21 protein-coding genes and 3 pseudogenes are annotated in these 20,974 nt (G+C 63.9%); 15 read left to right on the forward strand and 9 right to left on the reverse strand.

The window, feature by feature from the left end:
• The 5 genes and pseudogenes from QTI24_RS24800 to QTI24_RS24820 form a co-directional block, all read left to right on the forward strand.
• A pseudogene (locus QTI24_RS24800) lies at window positions 1-190 on the forward strand (urease accessory protein UreG); the annotation flags it as partial.
• A 231-nt stretch (window positions 191-421) separates the two neighbouring features.
• Entirely contained in the window at window positions 422-526 is a 105-nt protein-coding gene (locus QTI24_RS24805; RefSeq protein ID WP_286604034.1) for a ribbon-helix-helix protein, CopG family, read from the forward strand.
• A 116-nt stretch (window positions 527-642) separates the two neighbouring features.
• Complete coding sequence (locus tag QTI24_RS24810; RefSeq protein WP_286604172.1) at window positions 643-1,110, forward strand: hypothetical protein; 468 nt, start codon at window positions 643-645, stop codon at window positions 1,108-1,110.
• Window positions 992-3,055 (forward strand): TonB-dependent receptor, encoded by a 2,064-nt coding sequence (locus tag QTI24_RS24815; protein ID WP_286604035.1) that lies wholly within the window; start codon window positions 992-994, stop codon window positions 3,053-3,055. The genes QTI24_RS24810 and QTI24_RS24815 overlap by 119 nt, the downstream gene beginning before the upstream one ends.
• Before the next feature lie 72 nt (window positions 3,056-3,127).
• Entirely contained in the window at window positions 3,128-3,457 is a 330-nt protein-coding gene (locus QTI24_RS24820) for a hypothetical protein (RefSeq protein WP_286604036.1), read from the forward strand.
• Between the two features lie 213 nt (window positions 3,458-3,670).
• On the opposite strand, the gene QTI24_RS31520 is transcribed toward QTI24_RS24820, so the two are convergent.
• The 3 genes from QTI24_RS31520 to QTI24_RS24830 all read right to left on the reverse strand — a co-directional run bounded on the left by QTI24_RS31520 (window position 3,671) and on the right by QTI24_RS24830 (window position 6,642).
• Window positions 3,671-3,784 carry a DUF3606 domain-containing protein gene (locus QTI24_RS31520; protein ID WP_353506111.1) on the reverse strand — a complete coding sequence of 38 codons (114 nt, stop codon included), beginning with the start codon at window positions 3,782-3,784 and terminating at the stop codon, window positions 3,671-3,673.
• A 118-nt stretch (window positions 3,785-3,902) separates the two neighbouring features.
• Entirely contained in the window at window positions 3,903-5,264 is a 1,362-nt protein-coding gene (locus QTI24_RS24825) for an adenylate/guanylate cyclase domain-containing protein (protein WP_286604038.1), read from the reverse strand.
• Window positions 5,265-5,946: 682 nt separating this feature from the next.
• Window positions 5,947-6,642, reverse strand: a complete 696-nt coding sequence (locus tag QTI24_RS24830; RefSeq protein WP_286604040.1) for a winged helix-turn-helix transcriptional regulator — start codon at window positions 6,640-6,642, stop codon at window positions 5,947-5,949.
• A 253-nt stretch (window positions 6,643-6,895) separates the two neighbouring features.
• On the opposite strand from QTI24_RS24830, the gene QTI24_RS24835 reads away from it, so the two are divergent.
• Window positions 6,896-7,636: a class I SAM-dependent methyltransferase gene (locus QTI24_RS24835; RefSeq protein ID WP_286604041.1), complete on the forward strand. Its 741-nt coding sequence runs from the start codon at window positions 6,896-6,898 to the stop codon at window positions 7,634-7,636.
• Between the two features lie 18 nt (window positions 7,637-7,654).
• On the opposite strand, the gene QTI24_RS24840 is transcribed toward QTI24_RS24835, so the two are convergent.
• The 3 genes from QTI24_RS24840 to QTI24_RS24850 all read right to left on the reverse strand — a co-directional run bounded on the left by QTI24_RS24840 (window position 7,655) and on the right by QTI24_RS24850 (window position 10,862).
• Window positions 7,655-8,905, reverse strand: a complete 1,251-nt coding sequence (locus QTI24_RS24840) for an NAD(P)-binding domain-containing protein (protein ID WP_286604042.1) — start codon at window positions 8,903-8,905, stop codon at window positions 7,655-7,657.
• Window positions 8,906-9,885: 980 nt separating this feature from the next.
• A complete protein-coding gene (locus tag QTI24_RS24845; protein ID WP_286604043.1) occupies window positions 9,886-10,356 on the reverse strand; it encodes a hypothetical protein in 471 nt (156 codons plus the stop codon).
• Between the two features lie 74 nt (window positions 10,357-10,430).
• A complete protein-coding gene (locus QTI24_RS24850; RefSeq protein WP_286604044.1) occupies window positions 10,431-10,862 on the reverse strand; it encodes a hypothetical protein in 432 nt (143 codons plus the stop codon).
• A 267-nt stretch (window positions 10,863-11,129) separates the two neighbouring features.
• Here QTI24_RS24850 and QTI24_RS24855 point away from each other — a divergent pair, with 267 nt between their 5' ends.
• The 7 genes and pseudogenes from QTI24_RS24855 to QTI24_RS24890 all read left to right on the forward strand — a co-directional run.
• Window positions 11,130-11,495 (forward strand): DUF1090 family protein, encoded by a 366-nt coding sequence (locus QTI24_RS24855; protein ID WP_286604046.1) that lies wholly within the window; start codon window positions 11,130-11,132, stop codon window positions 11,493-11,495.
• A 285-nt stretch (window positions 11,496-11,780) separates the two neighbouring features.
• A complete protein-coding gene (locus tag QTI24_RS24860) occupies window positions 11,781-12,152 on the forward strand; it encodes a hypothetical protein (RefSeq protein WP_286604047.1) in 372 nt (123 codons plus the stop codon).
• Window positions 12,153-12,179: 27 nt separating this feature from the next.
• Window positions 12,180-12,881 (forward strand): SDR family oxidoreductase, encoded by a 702-nt coding sequence (locus tag QTI24_RS24865; protein WP_286604048.1) that lies wholly within the window; start codon window positions 12,180-12,182, stop codon window positions 12,879-12,881.
• A 741-nt stretch (window positions 12,882-13,622) separates the two neighbouring features.
• A complete protein-coding gene (locus QTI24_RS24875; RefSeq protein ID WP_286604049.1) occupies window positions 13,623-14,861 on the forward strand; it encodes a phospholipase D-like domain-containing protein in 1,239 nt (412 codons plus the stop codon).
• Window positions 14,862-14,908: 47 nt separating this feature from the next.
• Window positions 14,909-15,040, forward strand: a complete 132-nt coding sequence (locus tag QTI24_RS24880; RefSeq protein WP_286604050.1) for a hypothetical protein — start codon at window positions 14,909-14,911, stop codon at window positions 15,038-15,040.
• A 117-nt stretch (window positions 15,041-15,157) separates the two neighbouring features.
• Window positions 15,158-15,631: a hypothetical protein gene (locus tag QTI24_RS24885; RefSeq protein WP_286604051.1), complete on the forward strand. Its 474-nt coding sequence runs from the start codon at window positions 15,158-15,160 to the stop codon at window positions 15,629-15,631.
• Window positions 15,632-15,683: 52 nt separating this feature from the next.
• Window positions 15,684-15,776, forward strand: a pseudogene (locus QTI24_RS24890) (electron transfer flavoprotein subunit alpha); the annotation flags it as partial.
• A gap of 126 nt (window positions 15,777-15,902) precedes the next feature.
• On the opposite strand, the pseudogene QTI24_RS31525 reads toward QTI24_RS24890, so the two are convergent.
• The 3 genes and pseudogenes from QTI24_RS31525 to QTI24_RS24900 form a co-directional block, all read right to left on the reverse strand.
• Window positions 15,903-16,199, reverse strand: a pseudogene (locus tag QTI24_RS31525) (helix-turn-helix domain-containing protein); the annotation flags it as partial.
• 69 nt (window positions 16,200-16,268) lie between these two features.
• Complete coding sequence (locus QTI24_RS24895; protein WP_286604052.1) at window positions 16,269-16,439, reverse strand: hypothetical protein; 171 nt, start codon at window positions 16,437-16,439, stop codon at window positions 16,269-16,271.
• A 191-nt stretch (window positions 16,440-16,630) separates the two neighbouring features.
• Complete coding sequence (locus QTI24_RS24900; RefSeq protein ID WP_286604053.1) at window positions 16,631-18,106, reverse strand: DUF1254 domain-containing protein; 1,476 nt, start codon at window positions 18,104-18,106, stop codon at window positions 16,631-16,633.
• A gap of 314 nt (window positions 18,107-18,420) precedes the next feature.
• Here QTI24_RS24900 and QTI24_RS24905 point away from each other — a divergent pair, with 314 nt between their 5' ends.
• Both QTI24_RS24905 and QTI24_RS24910 read left to right on the forward strand, forming a co-directional pair.
• Window positions 18,421-19,713 (forward strand): c-type cytochrome, encoded by a 1,293-nt coding sequence (locus QTI24_RS24905; protein WP_286604054.1) that lies wholly within the window; start codon window positions 18,421-18,423, stop codon window positions 19,711-19,713.
• A gap of 109 nt (window positions 19,714-19,822) precedes the next feature.
• Window positions 19,823-20,914: an alpha/beta fold hydrolase gene (locus tag QTI24_RS24910; protein WP_286604055.1), complete on the forward strand. Its 1,092-nt coding sequence runs from the start codon at window positions 19,823-19,825 to the stop codon at window positions 20,912-20,914.
• The last annotated feature ends 60 nt before the right edge of the window (window positions 20,915-20,974 follow it).

The following is a 20,974-nucleotide window of genomic DNA, read 5'->3' on the forward strand; positions in this document are numbered from 1 at the left end:
GATCAACAAGACCGACCTGGCGCCCTACGTCGGCGCCGACCTGGGCGTGATGGAGGCGGACACGAAGCGCATGCGCAAGCAACGGCCTTTCGTGATGACCAATCTCAAGACCCACGCGGGTCTGGCCGACGTGGTGTCGTTCATCGAAGAGCGCGGCATGCTATTGAAGATTGAACCCGGAATTGACTAGCGTCACTAAAGCGCAACGCGAGGTCAACTGCAAGCGATCCTTCACACGGTTTGCATCCATGAATGCGGCTTGCCGGGGGCGAGTCGAATCACTTCCGAAGCCCTGATGGGATCGCGGGATCTATGAGCACTAAGCGCAATCCGAAGGGGTTCCAGACCTGAATCCCTAAGGGCACGTTACGCCATACAAGCGGAACTATGATCCTTCGCTCGCCCACCCACAGCGCGCCCCATGCAACGCTTCACGATCTCGCTCGACGACGAACTGGCGGCACAGTTCGATGCGCTCGTTGCCGACAAGGGACACATCAACCACTCGGGGCGGTGCGCGACCTGATCCGCCCGCAGTTGGACAGCGTCACGCTGAACCATCCTGCTCGCCAGAGGGCGAACTGGTGCGTGGCCAACGTCAGCTTCGTCTTCGACCACCACGACCACACGGTGACCAGCTGCGTGCTGGGCCTACAGCACAATCATCACGACGTGGTGATTGCCAGCCTGCATACCCACCTCGACCACGACCATTGCATGAAGACTGTGGTGCTGCGGGGGGCCCACTCTGACAGTGCAGGCTTGCGCAGACCAGCTCGTGGCGCTCCGGGGCGTGCGCCATGGCAACGTACACCTCGTGCCACTCGACAGTGGCGGCGAGCTCCCCTCCCACGGTCACGGCAAACCACACACGCATTTGAAGCCGCTCGATTGAGCGCCTGTGGCGATTGGCGCATTTCGCGATGGTCTGTGCATATGAATAAGTCAGATCCTTCTTACACAAAATCGTCCAATGAGCCTGCCCTGCCGATTGCCCCGCCTCCTGTCCCTGGCGGCCTTCATAGGCGGCAGCACCTGGGCCCAAGAGAGTCATCTTCCCGAGATCGAGGTACGCGGGCCACGCGATGCGACCATCGGCTCCGCCGATAGCGCCAGTGAGGGCGCGGCAGAGCGCGAGGTGTTCCAGGCCCGGCCCAAGCTGCGTCCGGGAGACATCATCGAAGCCGTTCCCGGCGTCGTGGCGACCCAGCACTCCGGCGACGGCAAGGCCAATCAGTATTTCCTGCGCGGCTTCAACCTCGACCACGGCACCGACTTCTCGATGAAGGTGGACGGCATGCCGGTCAACATGCCGACCCACGGCCACGGACAGGGCTACGCCGATCTCAATTTCCTGATCCCCGAAGTGGTCTCGGGCGTGCGCTACCGCAAGGGACCCTACTTCGCCGACAACAGCGACTTCGCCTTGGCCGGCAGCGCGACGATCGACTACTTCAGCGCGCTCGATGCGCCTTTCGCTGAAGTAACACTGGGCTCCAACAACTACCGCCGCCTGCTCGCGGCCGGCTCGCGCACCGTGCAGGACCAGACCTGGCTGGGTGCGGTTGAACTGGTTGGCAATGACGGGCCGTGGGTGGTTCCCGAGGATCTGAGGAAGGCCAACGCCGTGCTGCGGTTCTCGCAAGGCTCGCCGACGCGCGGCTTCAGCATCACCGGCATGGCCTACAAGGCCCGCTGGAACGCAACCGACCAGGTGCCCGAGCGGCTGATCAATAGCGGCGAGTTGCCTCGCTTCGGCTCGCTCAATCCGACCGATGGCGGTGAGAGCCAGCGCTACAGCCTGTCGGGCAAGTGGTTCGACAAGAGCGCCACCGGCGAGACCCATCTGAACGCGTATGCGATGGCCTATCGCTTCGACCTGTTCTCGGACTTCACCTACTTCCTCAACAACCCGGTCAACGGCGACCAGTTCGAGCAGACCGACCGGCGCAACGTGTTCGGCGCCCAGGCCTCGCACCAGATGCCCAACAAGCTGGGCGCACTCGACGGCGTACTGAGCTTCGGCGCGCAATGGCGCGGCGACCGCATCGGCGAGGTGGGTCTCTTCAACACCGAGGCGCGCGAGCGACTGTCCACGGTGCGCAAGGACAAGGTGTCGCAGGACCTGCTGTCGGTCTACGCGGAGCAGTCGGTCTATTTCAGCGAGCGCTGGCGCGGCTACCTCGGCCTGCGCGGCGACTTGCTGCGCTACGACGTGCAGGGACGCGAGCCGGTCTACGGCCCGCTCAACAGCAACAGCGGCCACGACTCGCTGGCCACCCCGAAGGCGGGGCTGATCTTCACGCTCTCGCCACAGCAGGAGTTCTATCTCAATGCCGGTGTCGGCTTCCACAGCAATGACGTGCGCGGCGCGACCATCACGGTCGATCCGCAGACCGGCCAGCCGGCCGACCGCGTGCCGGCACTGGCCAAGGGCAACGGCGCAGAGTTGGGTTGGCGCTTCCAGCCCAACGAGGATGTGACGGCCACCGTGGCCTTGTGGCAGCTCAGGCTCGACTCGGAGCTGGTCTTCATCGGCGACGCGGGTTCCACCGAGCCCGGCCGTGCGAGCAACCGGCGCGGGATCGAAGCTACGCTCCGCTGGAAGCTGCCCAACGGCTTTCGGCTCGATGTCGATGCTGCGTACTCGCGCGCCAGGTTCCGCGGCGTGCCGCCGGAGGGCGAAGGCAACTACGTCGACAACGCCGTCGAAAGCGTTCTCGCCACGGGCCTGACCTACATCCAAGGGCCGTGGACGGCCTCGCTATGGCTGCGCTACCTCGGCCCGCGCGCGCTGGACACACTGAACACGGTCCGCTCGCGCAGCAACACGCTGCTGAACCTCGGCGCGCGCTACACGGTCAATCGGCACCTCACGCTGGGCCTCGATGTCTTCAATCTGGCCGGCAAGAAGGGCAACGACATCGAGTACTTCTATGCGTCCTGCACCGCCGGCGAGATCGCGAGCGGCGCCTGCGGCGCAGGCATCGAAGATCGCCATGTGCATCCGATGGAACCAAGGAGTGCACGAGTCAGTGCCAGGTGGACGTTCTGACAGGCAAGCTGTTGACTTAAGTGGGGCTCCAAACTAACTTTCCCGTCCCTTCACATCAACGGAGCATCCAAAATGATGACCATTGCTCGCATTGCATCGGTTGCCTTCATCCTGGGAAGTGCCGCCCTTGCTGCCTCGAATTCATCTGCGCAGGCAAGTCGTGAAGCTGGGGCAGCCGCCGAGGCCAAGCGCCAGGGTCAGCTGACCACCAAGGGGGACGAGCAGTATCAGAAAAACGCTCTGGCGCGCTGCCAGCGCCAGCCGGCTGGGACCGCACGCGAGGCGTGTGAAAAGCGCGTCATGGGCACCGGGGAGACCACAACGCGTGGCAGCGTCGAAGGCGGCGGCAAGTTGCGGAGCAACACGATGCAAGTGCCCGCGCCTGAAGCACCCAAGAAGTAGACACGGAGCGGGCGACGAGAAGGAGTTTCCAGTGCTTTCCTGCGGATAGCCTTCGGCAAAACGGGCATAGACCGGTGCCCGAATCCGGAGCAAACTGAGTCTCCTCCATGCTGATCGCGGATTTCATAGGGCGCGCCCGAGAAGAAATCCTGGCTGAACGGTTGCGTACGCCAGGACGTTCTTCCTTTTGGGAGACGAAGGCGGCCGGCTTGTCTAACGTCGGCTCGTGAGGTACTCGCGCACCGCGTCGGCCGAGTGGCCGACCTTGCGCACGTCTTTGCGGAGTCGCGCGGGAGTGCGGCCCAGGCGGCGCGACCACGACCTCATTGAATCCGCAGACGCTAAGCAGTCATGAGGCGTGCACGCACACACGCACGTGCCCAAAGCGGCTTTGCAAGCGCCCCAGCTTGGATACGCGCAAGCAGCCGTTCAATGCCGCTCGGATTCATAGGGTGCCAGTGGGATCGAGACGCTCGACGACCTCGCAGACCTCCCAGCGGCCCGGCACCCCTTTCAGCTCGTACTCGCCGCGGCCAACGAAGTTGAAGCGGGAGCCCACCAGAACATCATGGACCGTACGTGAAACCAACACTTCGCCAGCCTTGGCCAGTGCCTGCACACGCGCGCCGATATGCACGGTCATGCCGCCCACCTGGCCATCGTTGCGCAACTCAACGTCGCCAAAATGTATGCCCGCACGAATCGAAAGCTTCAAGCTGGCCAATGCAGTGTGCAGGGCCTGCGCACATTCAATCGCACGATCGGGGCGTTCGAAAACGGCAAGAACGCCGTCGCCGGCAGTATCGACCAGGCGACCCCGGAAGAGCCCAATCTGCTCGCGCAGGATCTCTTCGTGACGATCTTGCAGCTCTCGCCACGCTGCGTCCCCGAGATCGGCGGCGTGTTTGGTCGAGTCAACGATGTCGGTGAACAGTACGGCCGCCAGGGCGCGATCCGACTCAGCGCCTCGGCGGTTTCCAGTCAGGAATTCTTCGACATGGTCCAGAATCAGATCTGGAGCCTCCCAATAGGGAAGAGAGTCCGAACCGGGTAGCTCCTCGAAGCGCGCGCCGACGACATTCTCGGCGATGTAGCGCCCCTGGGGTAAAGATGCCCACAGGCAATTGTGACGCGTCATCACAAGCGTCGGCATTCGGACGGCGCATAAATCCGGACGCACATCCCTTTCCAACTCGATCTCAAAAATCTCGGCGACGGCCTTGGGCGAGGCGATGGCTCGCGCGTACTTTGCCTGCCGGCTCAACGCGCGCTCGTCTTGATCAAGGCTTGGATTGTGTACGCGCGCAAAACGCTCAGTACCAAAATGCTTCCGAGCAAAGCGAGAAAAACCGGCTAGCTCTTCCGGCGGAAAGCCTGCCGGGTAATCCGCTGATGCAACCCAGCATGCCGTGGTGTTCAGCAAGACCAGCGCCGATACCCTCTCAGGATGAGCAACTGCAAACCGGATTGCCATGGAGCCGCCATTGGTCATGGCAAAGAGGGCCGTCGTGTTGGACCTGGCGGCATTCATGACCGCCAGTAGGTCTTCCGTCCAATAAAGGCAAGCATCTCGCCCATCCTTGGGGCGCGCATCGGACAATCCGGACCCACGAGCGCTGAAGCGGATGACCCGACTGAACGACGCCATACGCCGGAGGAAGCGCGCAATGGCAGGCTCCTCCCATTCAAGATCCAAGGATGCCCACCAACCCGTCGTGAAAACCAGATCGCGTGGCCCGTCGCCCAGAACCTGATAGGCGACGCGATCGTCCCCGACTTTTGCGTAACGAGTTTCAGGCGTGGTCATTTGGTAGTGGGGCCTTCTGGCGTCCCGCCGGTTCTCCAACGACAGGACATGCCGCTATCCAACAACACCGCATCTGCTGCGGGTGACCAGAGTCATTGTCAGTCAAGGCGCGTCAGCAGGGAATACCCCAGAACGGAGGCAGCCATCGCGCCGGACGCGATGGCCCGCTCGTGGCCGAACCGAGCCACGAGAATGCAGCGAATGCCGACTTCGAGCCTAGGACCGGTTGAATCCGCAGTCGACAGCGGCGCTCAAAGCCAATGTCCAGCGGCATCGTCTGCGGTCATATCGACCGGCGTTCGCGACGCCGTCAAACGCGCAGCGAAGTAGAAGCCGACTACAGCCGTCAGGGATTGCAGAACTTGCCCTGCACTTGGTACGGCATACCACGGCAAATTCAGCAGTACCAAAGTGGCCAGTCCAACGAATAGCCCCAGCCGGGAGCCCTGTCGATACAGCGTCAGCGTCCTGCTGAAGTGCCGGCAGTTGTCGCGTATTCGGAAGGTACGTCCCGCCGCTCTTCGAGCCGTCGCCCGATGCACCGTTCAGGGCATTGAGGGAAGCGGGTCCGGCAGCACGCGGTGTCGCCGTCGTCGACCATCAGTGCACCAGGAACGAGGCCGCGAAGGGCGTCATAGCCCGGATCGCTTCGAGGCTGCAGCCACCGTAGGTGGATTGGCGCCTATGGCAGTGTTCGAGACACCTCGCGGGTCTGGGCGAAGGCGCTGCGGCCCAACCAGCGCCACAGATCGCGGGCATCACGTGCCGGGCCGATGACGCGCAGCTTGCGTTGACGAACCATCTCTTCGGCATCGCGGTCGCCGGTCCAGACCTCGGTCAGCGTCAGAACCGACGATTCGACGATGAGCGTAACGTCCTCGCCCGGATCGTCGCGGCACAGGTTGGCGCCGCCATGATCCACCACCAGCCACCAGCGCCTTTCGCCCTCGGCCGCGTCGGTGAAGCGGAAGTGAACCACAATGCAACGACCGGGCGGGCACTCGGCCAGACGCACGAAGCGGCGCATGTCCCACATCAGGAAGCCGGCGTCCACCTGGCCGCGCTTGAGGCGACTGCCGATCCAGCGCGCGCCCCAATGGCCGAGCGCCATCACGATCGGTCGCAGCTCCTCGCCCGCACCGGTCAGGTGGTATTCAGCCGACACGCCTTTTCCCTGTACGCGTTTGACGACGCCCACCTCCTCGAGCTTGCGCAGTCGTTGCGCCAGCAATGAACCTGACATTCGGGGAACGCCGCGCCGAATGTCGTTGAAACGGGTGCTGCCGCACAGCAGTTCGCGTACGACCAGAGGGGTCCAGCGTTCGCAAAGGACCTCGGCGCCGCGTGCGACGGTGCAGAACTGACCATAGTCGATCATGGTGACGTCAATCTATCCCGTCCACGGCGCCGGAGCTAGTGCAATTTCTGGACTGGAACTTGCCGTCTCGCGGGACGATGCTTTGCGCATACCAACCCTGTAGTGGAGATTCACCATGAGCACCGTTCTGCAGCCATCGTTCGACGCTACGGCCTTCAAGAACACTACCCGCGCGCAGTGGCAAGCCGCCGCCGACGCGTGGCATCGCTGGGGCCCCTTCGTCGGGACCTGGCTTGGAGAGGCAACCGAAGTCATGTTCGATCTGGCGCGCATTGGCCCCGGCTGCCGCGTGCTCGACGTCGCCGCGGGCGCAGGCGAGCAGTCGATCTCCGCGGCACGGCGCGTGGGCACGAACGGGCATGTGCTTGCAACGGACATCGCGCCCGCGCTGCTCGAACGGGCGGCGGCGGACGCCAGGAAAGCGGGCCTCTCAAACCTGGAAACGCGCGAGATCGACGGCGAGGCGCTCGACGTGCTGCCTGCCGCCTCCTTCGACGCAGCCATCAGCCGCGTCGGGCTGATCTACTTTCCCGACCAACAGCGTGCGCTGGCTGGCATCTGCCGCGCGCTCAGACCAGGCGGCAGAGTCGCGGCCATCGTCTATTCGACGGCGGACAACAACGCCTTTTTCTCGATTCCGGTGAGGATCATTCGCGAGCGGGCGCAGTTGCCTCCGCCGCTGCCCGGACAGCCGGGCCCGTTCTCGCTCGGCGCAGAAGGCGTGCTCGAAGCGGCGTTTGCAAAAGCGGGCCTGCGCGACATCGAGGTGCGCAAGGTGCCATCGCCCGTCAAGCTGACGAGTGCGGCCGAATGTGTGCGTTTCGAGCGAGAGTCATTTGGTGCGCTGCACCAAATGATGGTCGGTCTGAGCGATGCCGAAAGGGCTCAGGCCTGGCAAGCCATCGAAGAGGCGCTGAGCCGGTTTGAAACCGTTGACGGTTTCGTCGGTCCTTGTGAAATGCTGGTCGGTGTGGGTGTCGTCCAACGCCCATAGCCGTTGCGCTCGGGTCGATCAGCTCCTTTTCGGTGAGACGATGTTCTCCGCCAAGTAGGCCGCGTCCTCGTCTGCGCCGAACAAGAAGGCCGACTTCCATTTGTGCAGCCAAGGCAGGCCCAAAAAGTACAGACCTGCTTCGCTGGTCACTCCGCGCTGGTGCACAGGTGCCCTCTTCGATTCGGGTGACTGGCCGAAGACGGGCAGGTCGATCCAGCTGAAGTCGGCGTGCGCACCGTTGGCCCAAATTACCGAGTTGATCCCCTCGCGAGCGAGATCGAGGTTGCGGATCGGCGTCCGAAGCTCCGGAGGATCCGGCAAAGGGTCGGCAGACGGATCAGGCGGAGGCAGATCCAAATGCTGCGCGCGAACCGCGTCCTCGCATCGACGAGTGAAGGCCTTCAGCGATTCTTCGCCGTGAGCCATGCTGGAGGCAAGATCGTCGGCAATGGCGATCTTGCCGTTTTCGGCAGCCTTTACGCGGCCGATCAGCACGATCCCCTCGGCCGCCAGGCGGCGCAGGTCGATGTCATGCCCGCCATCCACCCCAGTCATCAAACGAGACAGGCGAGCGCCTTTCCACTCGCTCAGCGTTGAATCGGCGGAGCCCGTTGTGATCAGCCACCATATGCAATCTTTTCCGCGATAGCGACGCCGGATCCGCTCGTGCGAGCTGACGGAAAGGAAAACGCGCCGGTGGGCGCGGCACAGTTCCTCGGCAATCTGCACGCCCGAGTTCCCACTGCCGACCACCAGCACCGCTCCGGCGGGCAGTTGCATGGGATTGCGGTAACGGGTCGAGTGGAGCTCGAACACGGTACCGCCAAGTGAAGGTGTCGCACGCGGGATCTGGTACGGACCCGTGGCCACAACGACGGTGTGTGCGAGGTAAAGGGTCCCGTCGGTCTGCACCTGCAACAAGCGCGACGCCGGCCTACGTGTGACCGAGAGCGCTGCGCTCTGAGTGCGCATGGGAGCGCGAATGGTCGCCGCATAGCGTTCGATGTAGTCGGTCACCTCGCGCAGAGGTGCAAAGGCATCGGGGTCGGCATCTGGGTCGGCCGTCATGCGGGACCAGCCCGGAAGATTCATGTTCCAGTTGGGAGACTGGAAGTGCAGCGAATCCCAGCGCTCGCTGCGCCAGCGCTCCGCAACTTTTCCACGCTCGAGCACAAGATGCTCGCCGCCCAGTCGCCCCAGGTGGTAGCTCATCGCCAAGCCCGCCTGACCACCGCCGATCACGATGGTTTCGACGCGCTCAGTAGACATGGCGGAGCCCGGGAAGCTGGGCCGGACAGAAGTGGGTGGTGCGCGACCGCAGCTGCAGAAAGAATCTGCCCTGGCTCGCAGCAGCCTTGCCGTCAGATGAAGCGCCAGAGGCGACCGCGCCACAAGGGCACAAAAGCGCTCCTACCCCAATCGAAACGCTACACATAGCGAGTTCCTCCTGAGCAAGCCGGTGTATTCGTCCGTTCATGGCTTGGCTTTCCGGGTCTCCCTCGGTGACAGCGCGAAATATGCGTTGGTCGTTCATTGCGGTCAACCGTTGTTGCGCCCGCGAGCGCTTGATTGTGTTCCTTGTTGATGCAACCGCGGCAGACCTGATTGCGGGGATGGATAGCGTCTCAGAGCGCCTGGATGCTCCGTCAGCGTTGATCGCCGCGATGTGCGCGCATTGCGCTGCATCGACTTCCTAAAGACCACCGGGCATTCCGCGGTCCGCGGCCGTGAAAGGCAAAACGCGGCCACGACCGGACCTCCCAACGGCCGATCTCCGGCAGAGCCATGCCCTCCCCCTCCGAGCAAACAGCGGGGCGGACCAGGGCGCAGAATACACACGGAGCCACCGTCGAGTCCCCATGCCGACACATGCCTTGCGCTTGAAGTATGAGACCGCTGTCGCTGCACTCGGCGAAGCAGCTTCGGAGATGCTTCATTCTGGCGCGCGAAAAGGACGTTGCTCGTTGGTGGTGGGGGAGCGCAACGCCCTGAAACAGGCGCATCGCGACCTCACCCCCGCTCCGATGTCGGCCCCGCATCGACGCCAGGACGCTAGAGCACTACGGCAACGCGATCTCATCCATCTCCATGGGCTTGGGCCTCTGAAGGGTTCGGACTCGTAGCGCCTCAGTTTGGCAAGCATGCCCTGGCGACCGCTTCGGAAAGCGCGTGCTCGCAGGCGACAGCGACCAACAGCGGACGGTCGATGGTGCCTCGAAATGCAACGCAAAACCCGGCCTGTACTGGAGTCAGTTTGAGACCTCCACAGTCCCCCAAGGAAGTTCCTTCAATCGTTCGAGCATTCGATGTGGCGCCGGCGCCATGTAGTACGCCCCATTGATGGGATACGCAGCGCGGCACCACTTCTCGGTGCCGATGGAAGCATTTCCCTTGTCGCGCCAGTCGATGTCGACGCACAGTTCGTTCGCACGGACGGACCACTTTCCGCGCCCAGAGAAGAATGGGAAGTGCCGACCGCCTAGCGCCTCGCTCTCGGTCGTGCTCGCCACGAAAGTACCGTCGGAGCCGAGTGTCCAACTCCGCACCACATGACCTCTTGTGGTCGTGTAGTGCACCGTTGCCCCTGCGCGGAACACTTGGCGGAACTGCTCCTCGGACAGTGGCTCATGCTTGACAATTTCATTGCCGAACATCTGTGGTGGAGCGGCCCAGGCGACGGCCACCATGCCCGTCAGAATGATGGCGGCCGATGTTCTCATTGAGCCCCCCGACGCGCAGCCTTCGTCCAGGCTGCGGTGGAACCACCGCGTGCAACGCCTGACGAATGCAGCACCTACGTCGCCCGTTTCAAGGTGGAGACCGCGTTGAAGCCGCGGTATTCCATCTTCGCGTCCAGGGACCCGTCTGGTTGAAGACGGTAGGTGTACACAGCCGGGCCGTCCTTCAGCGCAAATGTGAACGTGAGGAAGCCGGGTTCAACGTTTGCCGTCGCGCGGTGGTAGAGCGACCTGAATCGACTGTGGTCACCTTGCGAGTACACGACCGTGGCTTCGTTGCCAGCAATCTTCTCGACTATCAGGACGGTCTCCTGCTGCTGTCCTCCTGCCAAGCCCCGCCACTTACCGGACCACTTGCCTGAAAGCGCTCGGACGTCAGCAGGCACCGACGGGTCTGGCGCAACAATTGCCAGGTCGGCCGGCAGGGGCGCTGTCGAGGGTGCGCTCGCGCAACCGGCAACTAGCAAAGATGCGACGGTCAACGTCATGTGGCGTTTCACAAATCTTCTCCTCGAAGCTCCATTTTTGGTGGCGACATCATATGTACTGCAAGCAAAAAGTACTACTCACCCGCACCCCTAAAAAGAAGGACGTCAGCTCAACTCGTGCGTGGTAGCTGGAGCGTCAGGTCGCGCAGATGCAAGCCGACTCAGCGAGGCCATGCAGGGCACTCTTCCTCCTTCCCACACGCCGAAAGCGTAGACCAGGCCAATCGGTACAAGAACAACTAGGGGCCAACAGCGGCAGTTGCTGGCATGCTCAGCGTCTCCTTCCCCTCCGGTACTTGTATGTGCGCGAACCCTTGTTTTTTGGCCATCGCGCTAGCTTTGGTAGGTCCCGCGATCGCACTGCCCACGGGTCAGGTGGACAACACCGAATGCAAAGCCGAACAAGCCGCTATCGAGCGGGACATGGCCGTCGCGCGCTCCAACGGCCAAATGCTGCGCCGACGGCAACTTGCCGAGGCTCTGGCCGCGGTGCAGTCTCGTTGCGAGACGCTTGCCCCCGAGCAGAGACGGGCAGCGAACATTGAGAGGCTGGAGAAAGAAATCCGAGAACTGCGGAAGGAACTTGACCATTCGGAGGAGCAACTACGCAAATTGAAGCACGAGGACCCGTGACGCCTCGCCTTGCGTCCGTCGGGCAGAACTCGGCCAGCGCCGGTCACTTCGCCGCGGCGGCCAGCTGGCGCCGGTCACGCTCTAAATATGTCGTGAAATAGACACCGAGCGCCTCCGAGGAGTCGAGGCGGAGCGGCAAAAAGACGGATCGCGACAACGGTTTGCTTCTGTCAGCGCAGCTCGCCAGCTCTTCGAAGACGACTGGCATCAGGCCGCCATCCGCCGGAGGAGCATCGCTGCGCGTCACAATAGGCGCTCGACCCAATCCAGACGGACTCCAAAGCGATGATCGATGCTGCCCAGCTGCGCGACTTGAGTTCGCTACAGATCAAGTCCGAAGCCTTGCGGTGCAGCTGCAAGGTTCTGCAGCAGGCATCCTGGGAGAGCGTCACCGACGAGCGCTGGCCTGCCGGGGTGCAGCAGGTCGGGACGCTGCGGCCCCCGGACATCGACGAACCAACGTTCGAGGAATTCCACCCGGACGGCACCCGGTATGGGTCGGCCGACGCGCCGATCGCCGTCTCGTGGTTCCCCTTCAACCGGAGCGACGTGTACGCGTGCGGCACATGCCGCAGCGTTTTCCTGCGCTATACGGAGTACGGCGGCTACTACGTGGATCACCGTGTCCGGTTGGTCGACCCCGCGTTGGTCGTTTGAGTTCTTAAGACGCTCAAGGAGAAGGCGATGTCCGTAAAAGTTGCTGTCGTGGTGGGAGGCGGAAGCGGCATGGGTGCCGCAGCTGCGCGCAAGCTGACAGGAAAGGGCTTCGAGGTTGCCGTCCTGTCTTCGTCCGGCAAAGGCGAAGCGCTTGGCAAGGAACTGGGTGGTATCGGTGTCACGGGATCGAACCAGTCGAACGATGACCTCAACCGGTTGATCAACATGACCCTGGAGCGCTGGGGCCGCATCGACGTGCTCGTGAACAGTGCTGCCCACGGGCCCAAGGGGCCAGTGCTGGAGCTGACCGACGAGCAGTGGCACACCGGCATGGACGTCTACCTGCTCAACGTGATTCGGCCGACACGCCTGGTCGCGCCCGTGATGGAAAGACAGAAGAGTGGCGCCATCATCAACATCTCTTCGGCGTGGGCGTTGGAGCCCAGTTCGATGTTTCCAACGTCGGCCGTCTTTCGGGCGGGACTTGCGGCCTTCACCAAGCTTTTCGCAGACCAGTATGCGGCCTGCAACGTGCGCATGAACAACGTGCTGCCCGGCTGGATCGACAGCCTCCCCGCGAAGGAAGACCGGCGTCAGAGCGTACCGATGCAACGCTACGGCACGAGCGAAGAGATCGCTGCGACGATCGCCTTCCTTGCCTCAGAGGACGCTGCGTACATCACGGGACAAAGCATCCGCGTCGACGGCGGCTTGATGCGTTCCTTGTAGCGTCACCGCTCCGCCCATCGTGGCCAACGCGGAAGTGGAACGACCGCTTTCGCTAGGAGCGAAGGACTGGCTGGGACGGTTCCGAGATTGGGGCTTGCCCGACGAAGTGCCGATCGAGGGCCGCCTGCTGCATACGCTCAGGACGCGCTTGACTGCGACCAGTGCCTTCACTTCGATTGCTCCGTCTTTCTTCAGTCTAGGGGAAGCAGATCAGAGCACGACCTCCGCGCGAACTACCCGCATGGGGTAGGGACCACTTCGACTCGCCATTGCGGCTGTTGACAATGCCGGCACCGAGAGCGGGTCAACGTGAACTGCGTGGCCCTCGGCTTCATCGAGACGCGCCTGACGCAGCCGACCGCGGACGAGAAGACGGTCAACGTCGAGGGTCGGGAAGTTTCGACATGCCCCGTCTGGCACGTGCCCACTGGCCCTACGGCGATCCGGCCACTCACGACGCGCCAGACCGCAATCTCTTCAGAGCCCTGGCTCCAACTGGACTGTCGGGCCAGAACCCGTCATTCACCGAGCGGTTCAATCTGCACGATAGCCGACCTTCGGTCTGCTCCGGCGAACATATTCCACTTGCCAACGCTCCTGCTGCTGGGCCGCAAGGGCTGAACTCCCGCCGCTTCACCGGGCGTGGATCGCGGCTACGATGCTGTGTCTCAACTCCGCGAAGGGTGGCATGTGCTCGTCGATCACCTGAGTTCCGCGGGGTGGCCTACTTGGCTTGCGCTTGTGCTGTTCTTGGTCGTCGCCGGACTGGTGGTGGTGATCTGGTCCATTCGGCGGCACCGCGATCCAAAGCTCGCGATCGATTGCGACAGTCCCATCGACGAGCTGATGCCATCGCTTTCCGGACTGACGCAGGGCGCGGTCTATGAAGGTAATACGGTCGAGCTGCTGGAGGATGGCGCCTTCTTCGAAGCCATGTTCGAGGAGATCCGGGGCGCCACGCGTTCCGTCCATTTCGAGACCTTCCTCTGGAAAGAGGGCGTGCTCGGCGGGCGCTTGGCAGATGCACTGATTGAGCGCCGCAACGCCGGCGTGTTGGTACGCGTGCTGGTGGACGCCGATGGCGGCAAGAAGATGGGCGAGGATGCGGCGCGCCGCCTTCGGGAGGCGGGTTGCCGCCTCGAGTTGCACCACCCGCGCCACGTGCGCCACATCGGCGTCTTCAACGACCGAGATCACCGCAAGCTTGCGGTGGTCGACGGGCGTGTGGCGCTGGTGGGCGGGCATTGCATAGTCGACGGCTGGCTCTGCAAGGCGCAGGGCCGCGGCAACGTTCGTGACATCGGCGTGCGCGTGCGCGGTCCGGTGGTGCACGCGGTGCAGGCCGCGTTCAGCGAGAACTGGGTCGAGGACACCGGCGAGCTGTTCGTCGGCGACGCGGTGTTCCCGCCGCTCGCACCCGTGGGCAACGTAGCCGTCCACGTGGCGAGCATCAAGGCCGAGGGCTCCCCACCTGCCGTGAAGATCCTTCATCACCTCGTCGTCTGCGTTGCGCGCCAGCGCATCTATATCCAGAACCCTTATTTTCTTCCGGACAGCGAGGCCATCGACGCCCTGTGCACGGCGGCGCGGCGCGGCGTGGACGTGCGCGTGATGGTGCCGTCGGCAGAAGCCTCCGACATGCCAATGGTTCAGCACGCGGCGCATCGCAACTTCCACCTGCTGCTGGCCGGCGGCGTCCGGATCTTCGAATACCAGACATGCCTGCTGCATCAAAAAGTCATGGCGGTGGACGGTACGTGGTGCGCGATCGGGTCGAGCAACTTCGACGATCGCTCGTTCGAGATCAACGACGAGATCACGCTCGGTCTGCTCGACGGCGCGCTGGCCAAGCGCCTTGAAGAGATCTTCGAGCGCGACATGCAGGAGTGCGTTGAGCTGGACGCAGCCACGTGGGCGCGTCGCGGTCTTTGGCACCGCTGCAAGGACAACGCGCTGTACATGTTCAACGAAGTGCTGTGACGGGTTGAGCTTCGGAGAGGCCGTCGCACCGGGCCAGGAGGCAGCACATGGTGCATAACGCGTTCACACCGAAGATGGAGATCGATGCGCAGACCTATGCGGTGCGCGCCGACGGGCAACTTCCGACCTGCGATCCGGCAATCTCGCTGCCGATGACGCAGCGGTATTTCCTGTTCTAGTCCGAGGAGTCCCTCTCAGACCGTGAATTCGTGAAGCGAGCGTGCTGCAGCGCAGCTTGACCGCCTATCCCCTCGGCGTATTCTCTCTCGCTTGTGCTTTGCAGTTTCGGAGGCGCCATGAACTTGCGCTTTCTGGCAGCTATTGCCATTGCCCAGTTCGTCATCAGCGGTTGCGCGGGCACGGGCTCGACAACGAGACCGAGTGCGGCGGCCGACGCGGTCGTCATACCGCTGAAGGCGACGCCCATCAATGCCGGCAAGGTGGGGCGTGTGACCGTGCTGCCGCTGGACGGCAATACCGGCGTGCTGCTTTACTTCACTGGTGTGCCATGGCACACCACCATGCCGGTCCATGTCTACACCTACATCTACGAGGCTGCCTGCGGCGCGCTGCCGCCCCAACCCGCGTATGCCTTGAACGAGAAGGTGCTCGTCTCCAGTTACTGGGTGGGCGGTCCCGCAGAAAGCCTCGCTCACACATCGCCGCTGCAAATGAGCGAGCTCTTGAGCGGTCGATATTCGATCGCCCTTCGTTCTGCGCCGGGGGACGGCGGTCAGGTGATCTTTTGCGGCGAGCTGCGTCGCACTTGACGTACCCATCTCAGGCGGCGAGGAGCCAACTTCGCGTTTTCGAGTTGGGTGTCTCCGGGACCCCGAGGGACCGATCTTCAGCGCCGCCGACCATGGCCTGGAGGCCGACCTGTATAGGGCGGTGCCAGAGCTTGCTTCGCTCTGAGGGAACCTCTGTATGGCATTTCTCGAAGAGTCTTCGGGATAGATACTCATCACTCTCTATTTCGGGACCGTACGGCGCGCCAGGCCGGCGGCTTCGGCCCGCCTTGGCATTCGCTTGCCTCCACGCGCTCGGCGTGCCTTCAAACCACCGGCAGAACGCTCGCGTGAAGTTGCCTTGGGTGCTGTAGCCGAGCATCGCGGAGATTTCGCCGAGCGGCATGTCGGTGCCTGACAGCAACCGCGTCGCAAGCAGGCAGCGCGACTCCTCCAGCAGGCGCGTGTAGTTGGACCCTGGCCTCCAAGCCACCGGTAGAGCGTATGCCGGTGGCCCCCGAACATGCTGTCGATGCGTTCGTTGCTGCAATCGCCCCGCAGGAGCTGGCTCTCGATTGCCTCGCGAAGCGCCGGTCGCGGGGCTATGCACTGACGGGCTCGGAGAGCCTGCGCCCTGACCGATCGCGCGCGTCGGACCGCCGATGCCTTCGTCCCAGGCTCAATAGCGATAAGGGTTGTTAGGGCGGCGATCGTAGCGGTTGGGCACACCGTCGCGGTCGCGGTCCATGTAGGCGCCGCCACGCGACGGCGGCGGACGATAGTTGTCGTACGGCGCGACGATGCAGCCCGACAAGGTCAACGCGGCGAGAATGAGTGCGAGGCTTTTCATCTGGGTCTCCGTGGGTTGGAGATCCCATCGTCAGGCGCTCCGGTGTCGGTCCCGTGTCGTCGGCACGCAGAAGCGTGAAGCTCCGTTACCGGATGTGCGCTTCGGCCCCTGGCCTCGTCTGCTCATTTGCGCCCGCAGTCCGTCAGAGCCTTGGCGGAGGCTGCCGGGTCGACCAAGGCCGCCGGCCATCCTCACACGCGCTGCACGTTCGGCAGCTTGTAGCTGCCATCGAGCAGCGGCTGCAACGGCACGTAGGTGCGGACGATGAGCGCGAACTGACCTTCGGGTGCTGGCAGCCAATTGGCCTGCGCGGACTTGTCCGCGGGCGGTTGGTGCGATAGGTGCAGCGTGAGTGAACCGTCTGCGTTGAACTCCAGTTCGTCCGCGTCGAGGTTCACGGTGCCGATGTTGTGGCGGCCGTTCGGGCTCGTGGGCAGCATGTAGTAATCCTGGTCGTACATCGAGAGTGACCAGAAACCGCCCTTGTCGCGATCAACGGGTGGCAGCGAACCTTTCGGGAAATTCATCGTGTAGCCGTATCGGCCGTACAGCAGAGCGCCCTTGGCATCGGTGCCGCGTATCCAGTAGATCGCCTCGCGATAGTCGTTGACAAAGATGTAGATCACCGCCGCCTGCGCGCGACCGAACCAGTCGGTGCCCCACGCGCCGCCGTTCTCCTGTCGCTGCCAGCCATTGCCGCCGGCATCCACGCCGACCTGGTGGTACCTGGCGCCGTCGTGCAGCTCGGCATCCGCTTCGAGCGCCACCCGGTCGAGCAGCGTCTTCCAGGCCGGAGCGGCTTCGCGCAACGCGAGCAGCGTGCGCGCCTGATCAGCCATAGGTGCGTCGTCAGGGCCGACGGCAGGGTTCGCGTCGAGTGCCTTCTTCAGGTCGTCCCAGAAGGTCTTGACATTCACCGGTCGACCGCGCAACAAATCGGGGTCGGCGGTCACCATCTCGGCCGTCAGCCCAGGAGGGAAGACCTTGTTGCGCGCGCTGGCTTCGCAGTCGAAAACGAGGCGGCCCGGCTTGTCCTGGCTCAGCGGCACGATGCCGATCTGGTTGAGCACGGCGCGCGCGCGGGCCTTGGCTTCGGGCGAGTGCGCAGCGAAGCTCCGGCCGAACACGCCACCCACGTTGGTCGGCGAGCGCAGCACGTCGATGAAGCCGGCCGGCTTCTCGCCCTTCCAACCTGGCCCCACCAGCAACAGCTTGCCGCCCGGCGTGCCCGATGCCGATCCCAGCTGGTGTGTCACGGTGGTGAAGAGATCGACGATCTGAATCGTCCAGTAGTGGCCCTTCGGCGCGTCGGTCGGTGTCTGGATCACCACGCTGTCGCTCGCCAGGTCGACCAGGCCCACGCCGTAGATCGTGTCGTTGTTGGGCGTGACCACTTTGCGCTGCGGCGCTGGCATGTAGTCCGCGAGATAGCCCATGCGATTCTTCGGCGCACCCGGAAACAGCCCCAGGGTGGCGCCGGGTTCCTTCATCAGCTGCCACGCGCTCGTGCGGCCGAAGGTATCGACCGCCGGGTAGCCCCAGTAGTAGACGATGCGGGCCAGCGATTCGACGTACTTCGCATTGGCCAGCTGGGCGGGCACGCCGGCCGCGTTGGCGAGATCGCCGTGCGCCGGTGTCAGAGCCCTTACCGCATAGGACGCGTTCATGATCGACTCCATGAAGACTTTCACGCTGGATTGCAGGGCTCCGCCTCTATCCGAGGCCATGGGCTCCAGGGAACCGACATGCTAGAAGTGAGGCACTCTTTCCGCAACGGCCCTTTGGTGCAAAGGACCTTCCAGCTTGGACCTCGAAGCGGAACTGTCCGCCATGACCGATTGCTCGGCCAGTTGAATCCAACTTCCGCCGTTCCGGGTGTGCGGAAACAGAACGGTCCCCTGCTCCATCTAATGGTCACTGGCTGCTGACTCGCAACCCGCTGCGGGCGCCATGCAGCCCAGTGCTGCGAAAGGAGCTGCAGATGACCGCCAGACGTCTTGAATGGATGGAAGCGAGCGGAGTTGCAACCAGGGTCGGCGCACGAACCGTGCTCACCACAACAATGACTGCGGTCGCTGCCGCACTTGCCGTCGCGTGCGGGGGTGGCGGGCACGGGGGCGGCGGATTCGCATTCGCCACAGGTGGCGCAGGTGGTTCGGCGGCCGAGCAAGCCGCTCTGGTTGCACAGGGCAAGCAGATCTTCCGTTTCGACACTTTCGGCGACGAAGCCCATTGGACCGGCACCCTGCGGATGCATGAGGTCATCAGTACCGCAGTCAGTCCCGCGACGGCGCTGGAGGTCGGGCTGAAGGTCGACGCCGAGGCGCTGCCGCTTGCCGTGGTGCAGGGCATCCAGGATGGAAGTGTCGATCTCAAGAGTCCCGCGACGACCGTCGCCTTGCTGAAGCTGGACGCTGTGGTCGGCCTCAAGGGCACCGTGGAGACGATTGGCGGCAAGGACGCGCTGACCCGCGTCGGTGTCACCTGTGCGCTCTGTCATTCGACCGTCGACAATTCTTTCGCGCCGGGCATCGGCAAGCGGCTCGATGGCTGGGCCAATCGGGACCTGAATCCCGGCGCCATCATCGCGCTTTCGCCTGCGTTGGACGCGGCCCGGAAGGCGATCTACCTCTCGTGGGGCAAGGGCAAGTACGATCCGCGCTTCAACATCGACGGCCTCAGCAAGCCGGTGGTCATCCCGCCGGCCTACGGGTTGGAAGGCATTCACAGCGTGACCTTCACCGGCGACGGCACCGACATCGCCTACTGGAACCGGTATGTGGCCGTGACCCAGATGGGCGGCCAGGGCAACTTCTCCGATCCGCGCCTGAACCTGAACATCACCCACGGTACCGCAGACTTCGTGACGAGCAAGCTGCCCGCGTTGCAGGCCTACCAGTTGTCATTGAAGGCTCCCGCTGCGCCGGCGGGCAGTTTCGACGCCGCTGCAGCCGCGCGCGGCAAAGTGGTCTTCGACGGCGCAGGAAAGTGCGCGAGCTGCCACAGCGGCGCCCTCCTCACCGATGCCAACTCGACCCTGCATCCCCCCAGCGACTCGATGGCGGAACCGGAAACGCCGAGCTACGCTTTCCGTTCGGCGACCAGGATGTACCGCACCTCGCCACTGCGAGGCGCTTGGCAGAACGCGCCTTACTTCCATGACGGGTCCGCCGCCACGCTCGAGGAGGTCGCAGCCACCTACAACACCAGACGAGCGCTGGGCCTCACCCCCCAGGAGATTACTGATCTCGCCCAGTACCTGAAGTCGCAGTGAGGCCGCGACAGCCCCCGCGGCCATCTGCAGGGGTGCTGGGCTCCCTTTTGGGCGGCACGCTTGTGGGGACCACGCAGCGAGACTAAGCTGTCGTGAGGGTGGTCTTGCCATGGGCGATTTCCGGCGTTCCGTCCATTTCACGTCCAGTTTCGACGGCGTGCGGCTGGCTTACGCCATCTGCGGCCGAGGTCATCCGCTGGTGTGCGTGCCGACGTGGATCAGCCATGTGGAGCACGATTGGGAGAGCCCCGTGATGCGCCATCTGGTCGTCGAGATGGCGAGCCGCCACAGGTTGCTGAGCTACGACTGCCGGGGCGTCGGGATGTCGGAGCGCGAAGTGAGCGACATGTCCTTTGACGCCTGGGTTCACGACCTCGAGGCGGTCGTCGATGCGACCGGGCTGGAGCGCTTTGCGCTGTGGGGCATCTCGGGCGCGCCGGCAGTGGCGATCGCGTATGCCGTGCGCCATCCTGAGCGGGTCAGCCATCTCGTCCTTTGCGGCGGCTTCTGCAGGGGCCGGCTCCGGCGCAATGCGCGCGGGGCCGAAGAGAAGGCGCGCGTGATGCTGGAACTCATCGGGCAGGGGTGGGGTGCCGAGGAGCCGGCGTTCCGCCAGGTCTTCACCTCGCTGATGGTGCCGGGCGGCACGGCGGAGCAATGGCGCTGGTTCACCGACAAGATGCGCATGGCGACATCGCCCCAAACCGCGCAGCGCATGCTGCGCCTATGGCAGGACATCGACGTCTGCGACCTTGCCCGGCAGGTGCAGTGCGCGGCCCTTGTGCTGCACGCACGACACGACGCCATCGTGCCGTACGAGGAAGGCAAGCTCATGGCCTCGCTGATTCCGGGCGCCGAGTTCGTCACGCTGGACAGTGCGAACCATGTGATCCTCGAGAACGAGCCGGCCTGGCCGCAGCTGCAGGCCGCGCTTCGCCGCTTCCTTCCCGCTCCTGAAGTACCTGAGGACGCCAACACCAGCCTCGGTTTCGACGACCTGACGCGACGCGAGCGCGAGGTGCTGGAGCTGATCGCCCAAGGGCTTGGCAATGACGCCATTGCGCAGCGGCTGGCCATCAGCCCGAAGACCTTGCGCAATCACATCACGAGCATCTTTGGCAAGCTCGCCGCGCCCACCCGCGCCCAGGCGATCGTGCGCGCGCGGGAGGTCGGCTTCGGCCACGCGGTGCCGTCGACATGACCCTCTCCGATGTGCGCTAGGACCGAGGCCCTGCGCCGATGCGTGTTGCGTGGGACACCC

The sequence above is a fragment of the Variovorax sp. J22P240 genome (genome assembly GCF_030316855.1).
In the GTDB taxonomy this organism is placed as follows: Bacteria; Pseudomonadota; Gammaproteobacteria; order Burkholderiales; family Burkholderiaceae_C; genus Variovorax.

What these genes read in the sequence shown, in the direction of transcription:
- QTI24_RS24840 (WP_286604042.1), bottom strand. Translation starts at nt 8,905, where the DNA reads ATGTCTACTGAGCGCGTCGAAACCATCGTGATCGGCGGTGGTCAGGCG.
- QTI24_RS31520 (WP_353506111.1), bottom strand. Translation starts at nt 3,784, where the DNA reads ATGAGGTCGTGGTCGCGCCGCCTGGGCCGCACTCCCGCGCGACTCCGC.
- QTI24_RS24905 (WP_286604054.1), top strand. Translation starts at nt 18,421, where the DNA reads ATGACCGCCAGACGTCTTGAATGGATGGAAGCGAGCGGAGTTGCAACC.
- QTI24_RS24900 (WP_286604053.1), bottom strand. Translation starts at nt 18,106, where the DNA reads ATGAACGCGTCCTATGCGGTAAGGGCTCTGACACCGGCGCACGGCGAT.
- QTI24_RS24910 (WP_286604055.1), top strand. Translation starts at nt 19,823, where the DNA reads ATGGGCGATTTCCGGCGTTCCGTCCATTTCACGTCCAGTTTCGACGGC.
- QTI24_RS24850 (WP_286604044.1), bottom strand. Translation starts at nt 10,862, where the DNA reads ATGACGTTGACCGTCGCATCTTTGCTAGTTGCCGGTTGCGCGAGCGCA.
- QTI24_RS24830 (WP_286604040.1), bottom strand. Translation starts at nt 6,642, where the DNA reads ATGATCGACTATGGTCAGTTCTGCACCGTCGCACGCGGCGCCGAGGTC.
- QTI24_RS24865 (WP_286604048.1), top strand. Translation starts at nt 12,180, where the DNA reads ATGTCCGTAAAAGTTGCTGTCGTGGTGGGAGGCGGAAGCGGCATGGGT.
- QTI24_RS24845 (WP_286604043.1), bottom strand. Translation starts at nt 10,356, where the DNA reads ATGAGAACATCGGCCGCCATCATTCTGACGGGCATGGTGGCCGTCGCC.
- QTI24_RS24860 (WP_286604047.1), top strand. Translation starts at nt 11,781, where the DNA reads ATGATCGATGCTGCCCAGCTGCGCGACTTGAGTTCGCTACAGATCAAG.
- QTI24_RS24805 (WP_286604034.1), top strand. Translation starts at nt 422, where the DNA reads ATGCAACGCTTCACGATCTCGCTCGACGACGAACTGGCGGCACAGTTC.
- QTI24_RS24895 (WP_286604052.1), bottom strand. Translation starts at nt 16,439, where the DNA reads ATGAAAAGCCTCGCACTCATTCTCGCCGCGTTGACCTTGTCGGGCTGC.
- QTI24_RS24855 (WP_286604046.1), top strand. Translation starts at nt 11,130, where the DNA reads ATGCTCAGCGTCTCCTTCCCCTCCGGTACTTGTATGTGCGCGAACCCT.
- QTI24_RS24825 (WP_286604038.1), bottom strand. Translation starts at nt 5,264, where the DNA reads ATGACCACGCCTGAAACTCGTTACGCAAAAGTCGGGGACGATCGCGTC.
- QTI24_RS24820 (WP_286604036.1), top strand. Translation starts at nt 3,128, where the DNA reads ATGATGACCATTGCTCGCATTGCATCGGTTGCCTTCATCCTGGGAAGT.
- QTI24_RS24885 (WP_286604051.1), top strand. Translation starts at nt 15,158, where the DNA reads ATGAACTTGCGCTTTCTGGCAGCTATTGCCATTGCCCAGTTCGTCATC.
- QTI24_RS24880 (WP_286604050.1), top strand. Translation starts at nt 14,909, where the DNA reads ATGGTGCATAACGCGTTCACACCGAAGATGGAGATCGATGCGCAGACC.
- QTI24_RS24835 (WP_286604041.1), top strand. Translation starts at nt 6,896, where the DNA reads ATGTTCGATCTGGCGCGCATTGGCCCCGGCTGCCGCGTGCTCGACGTC.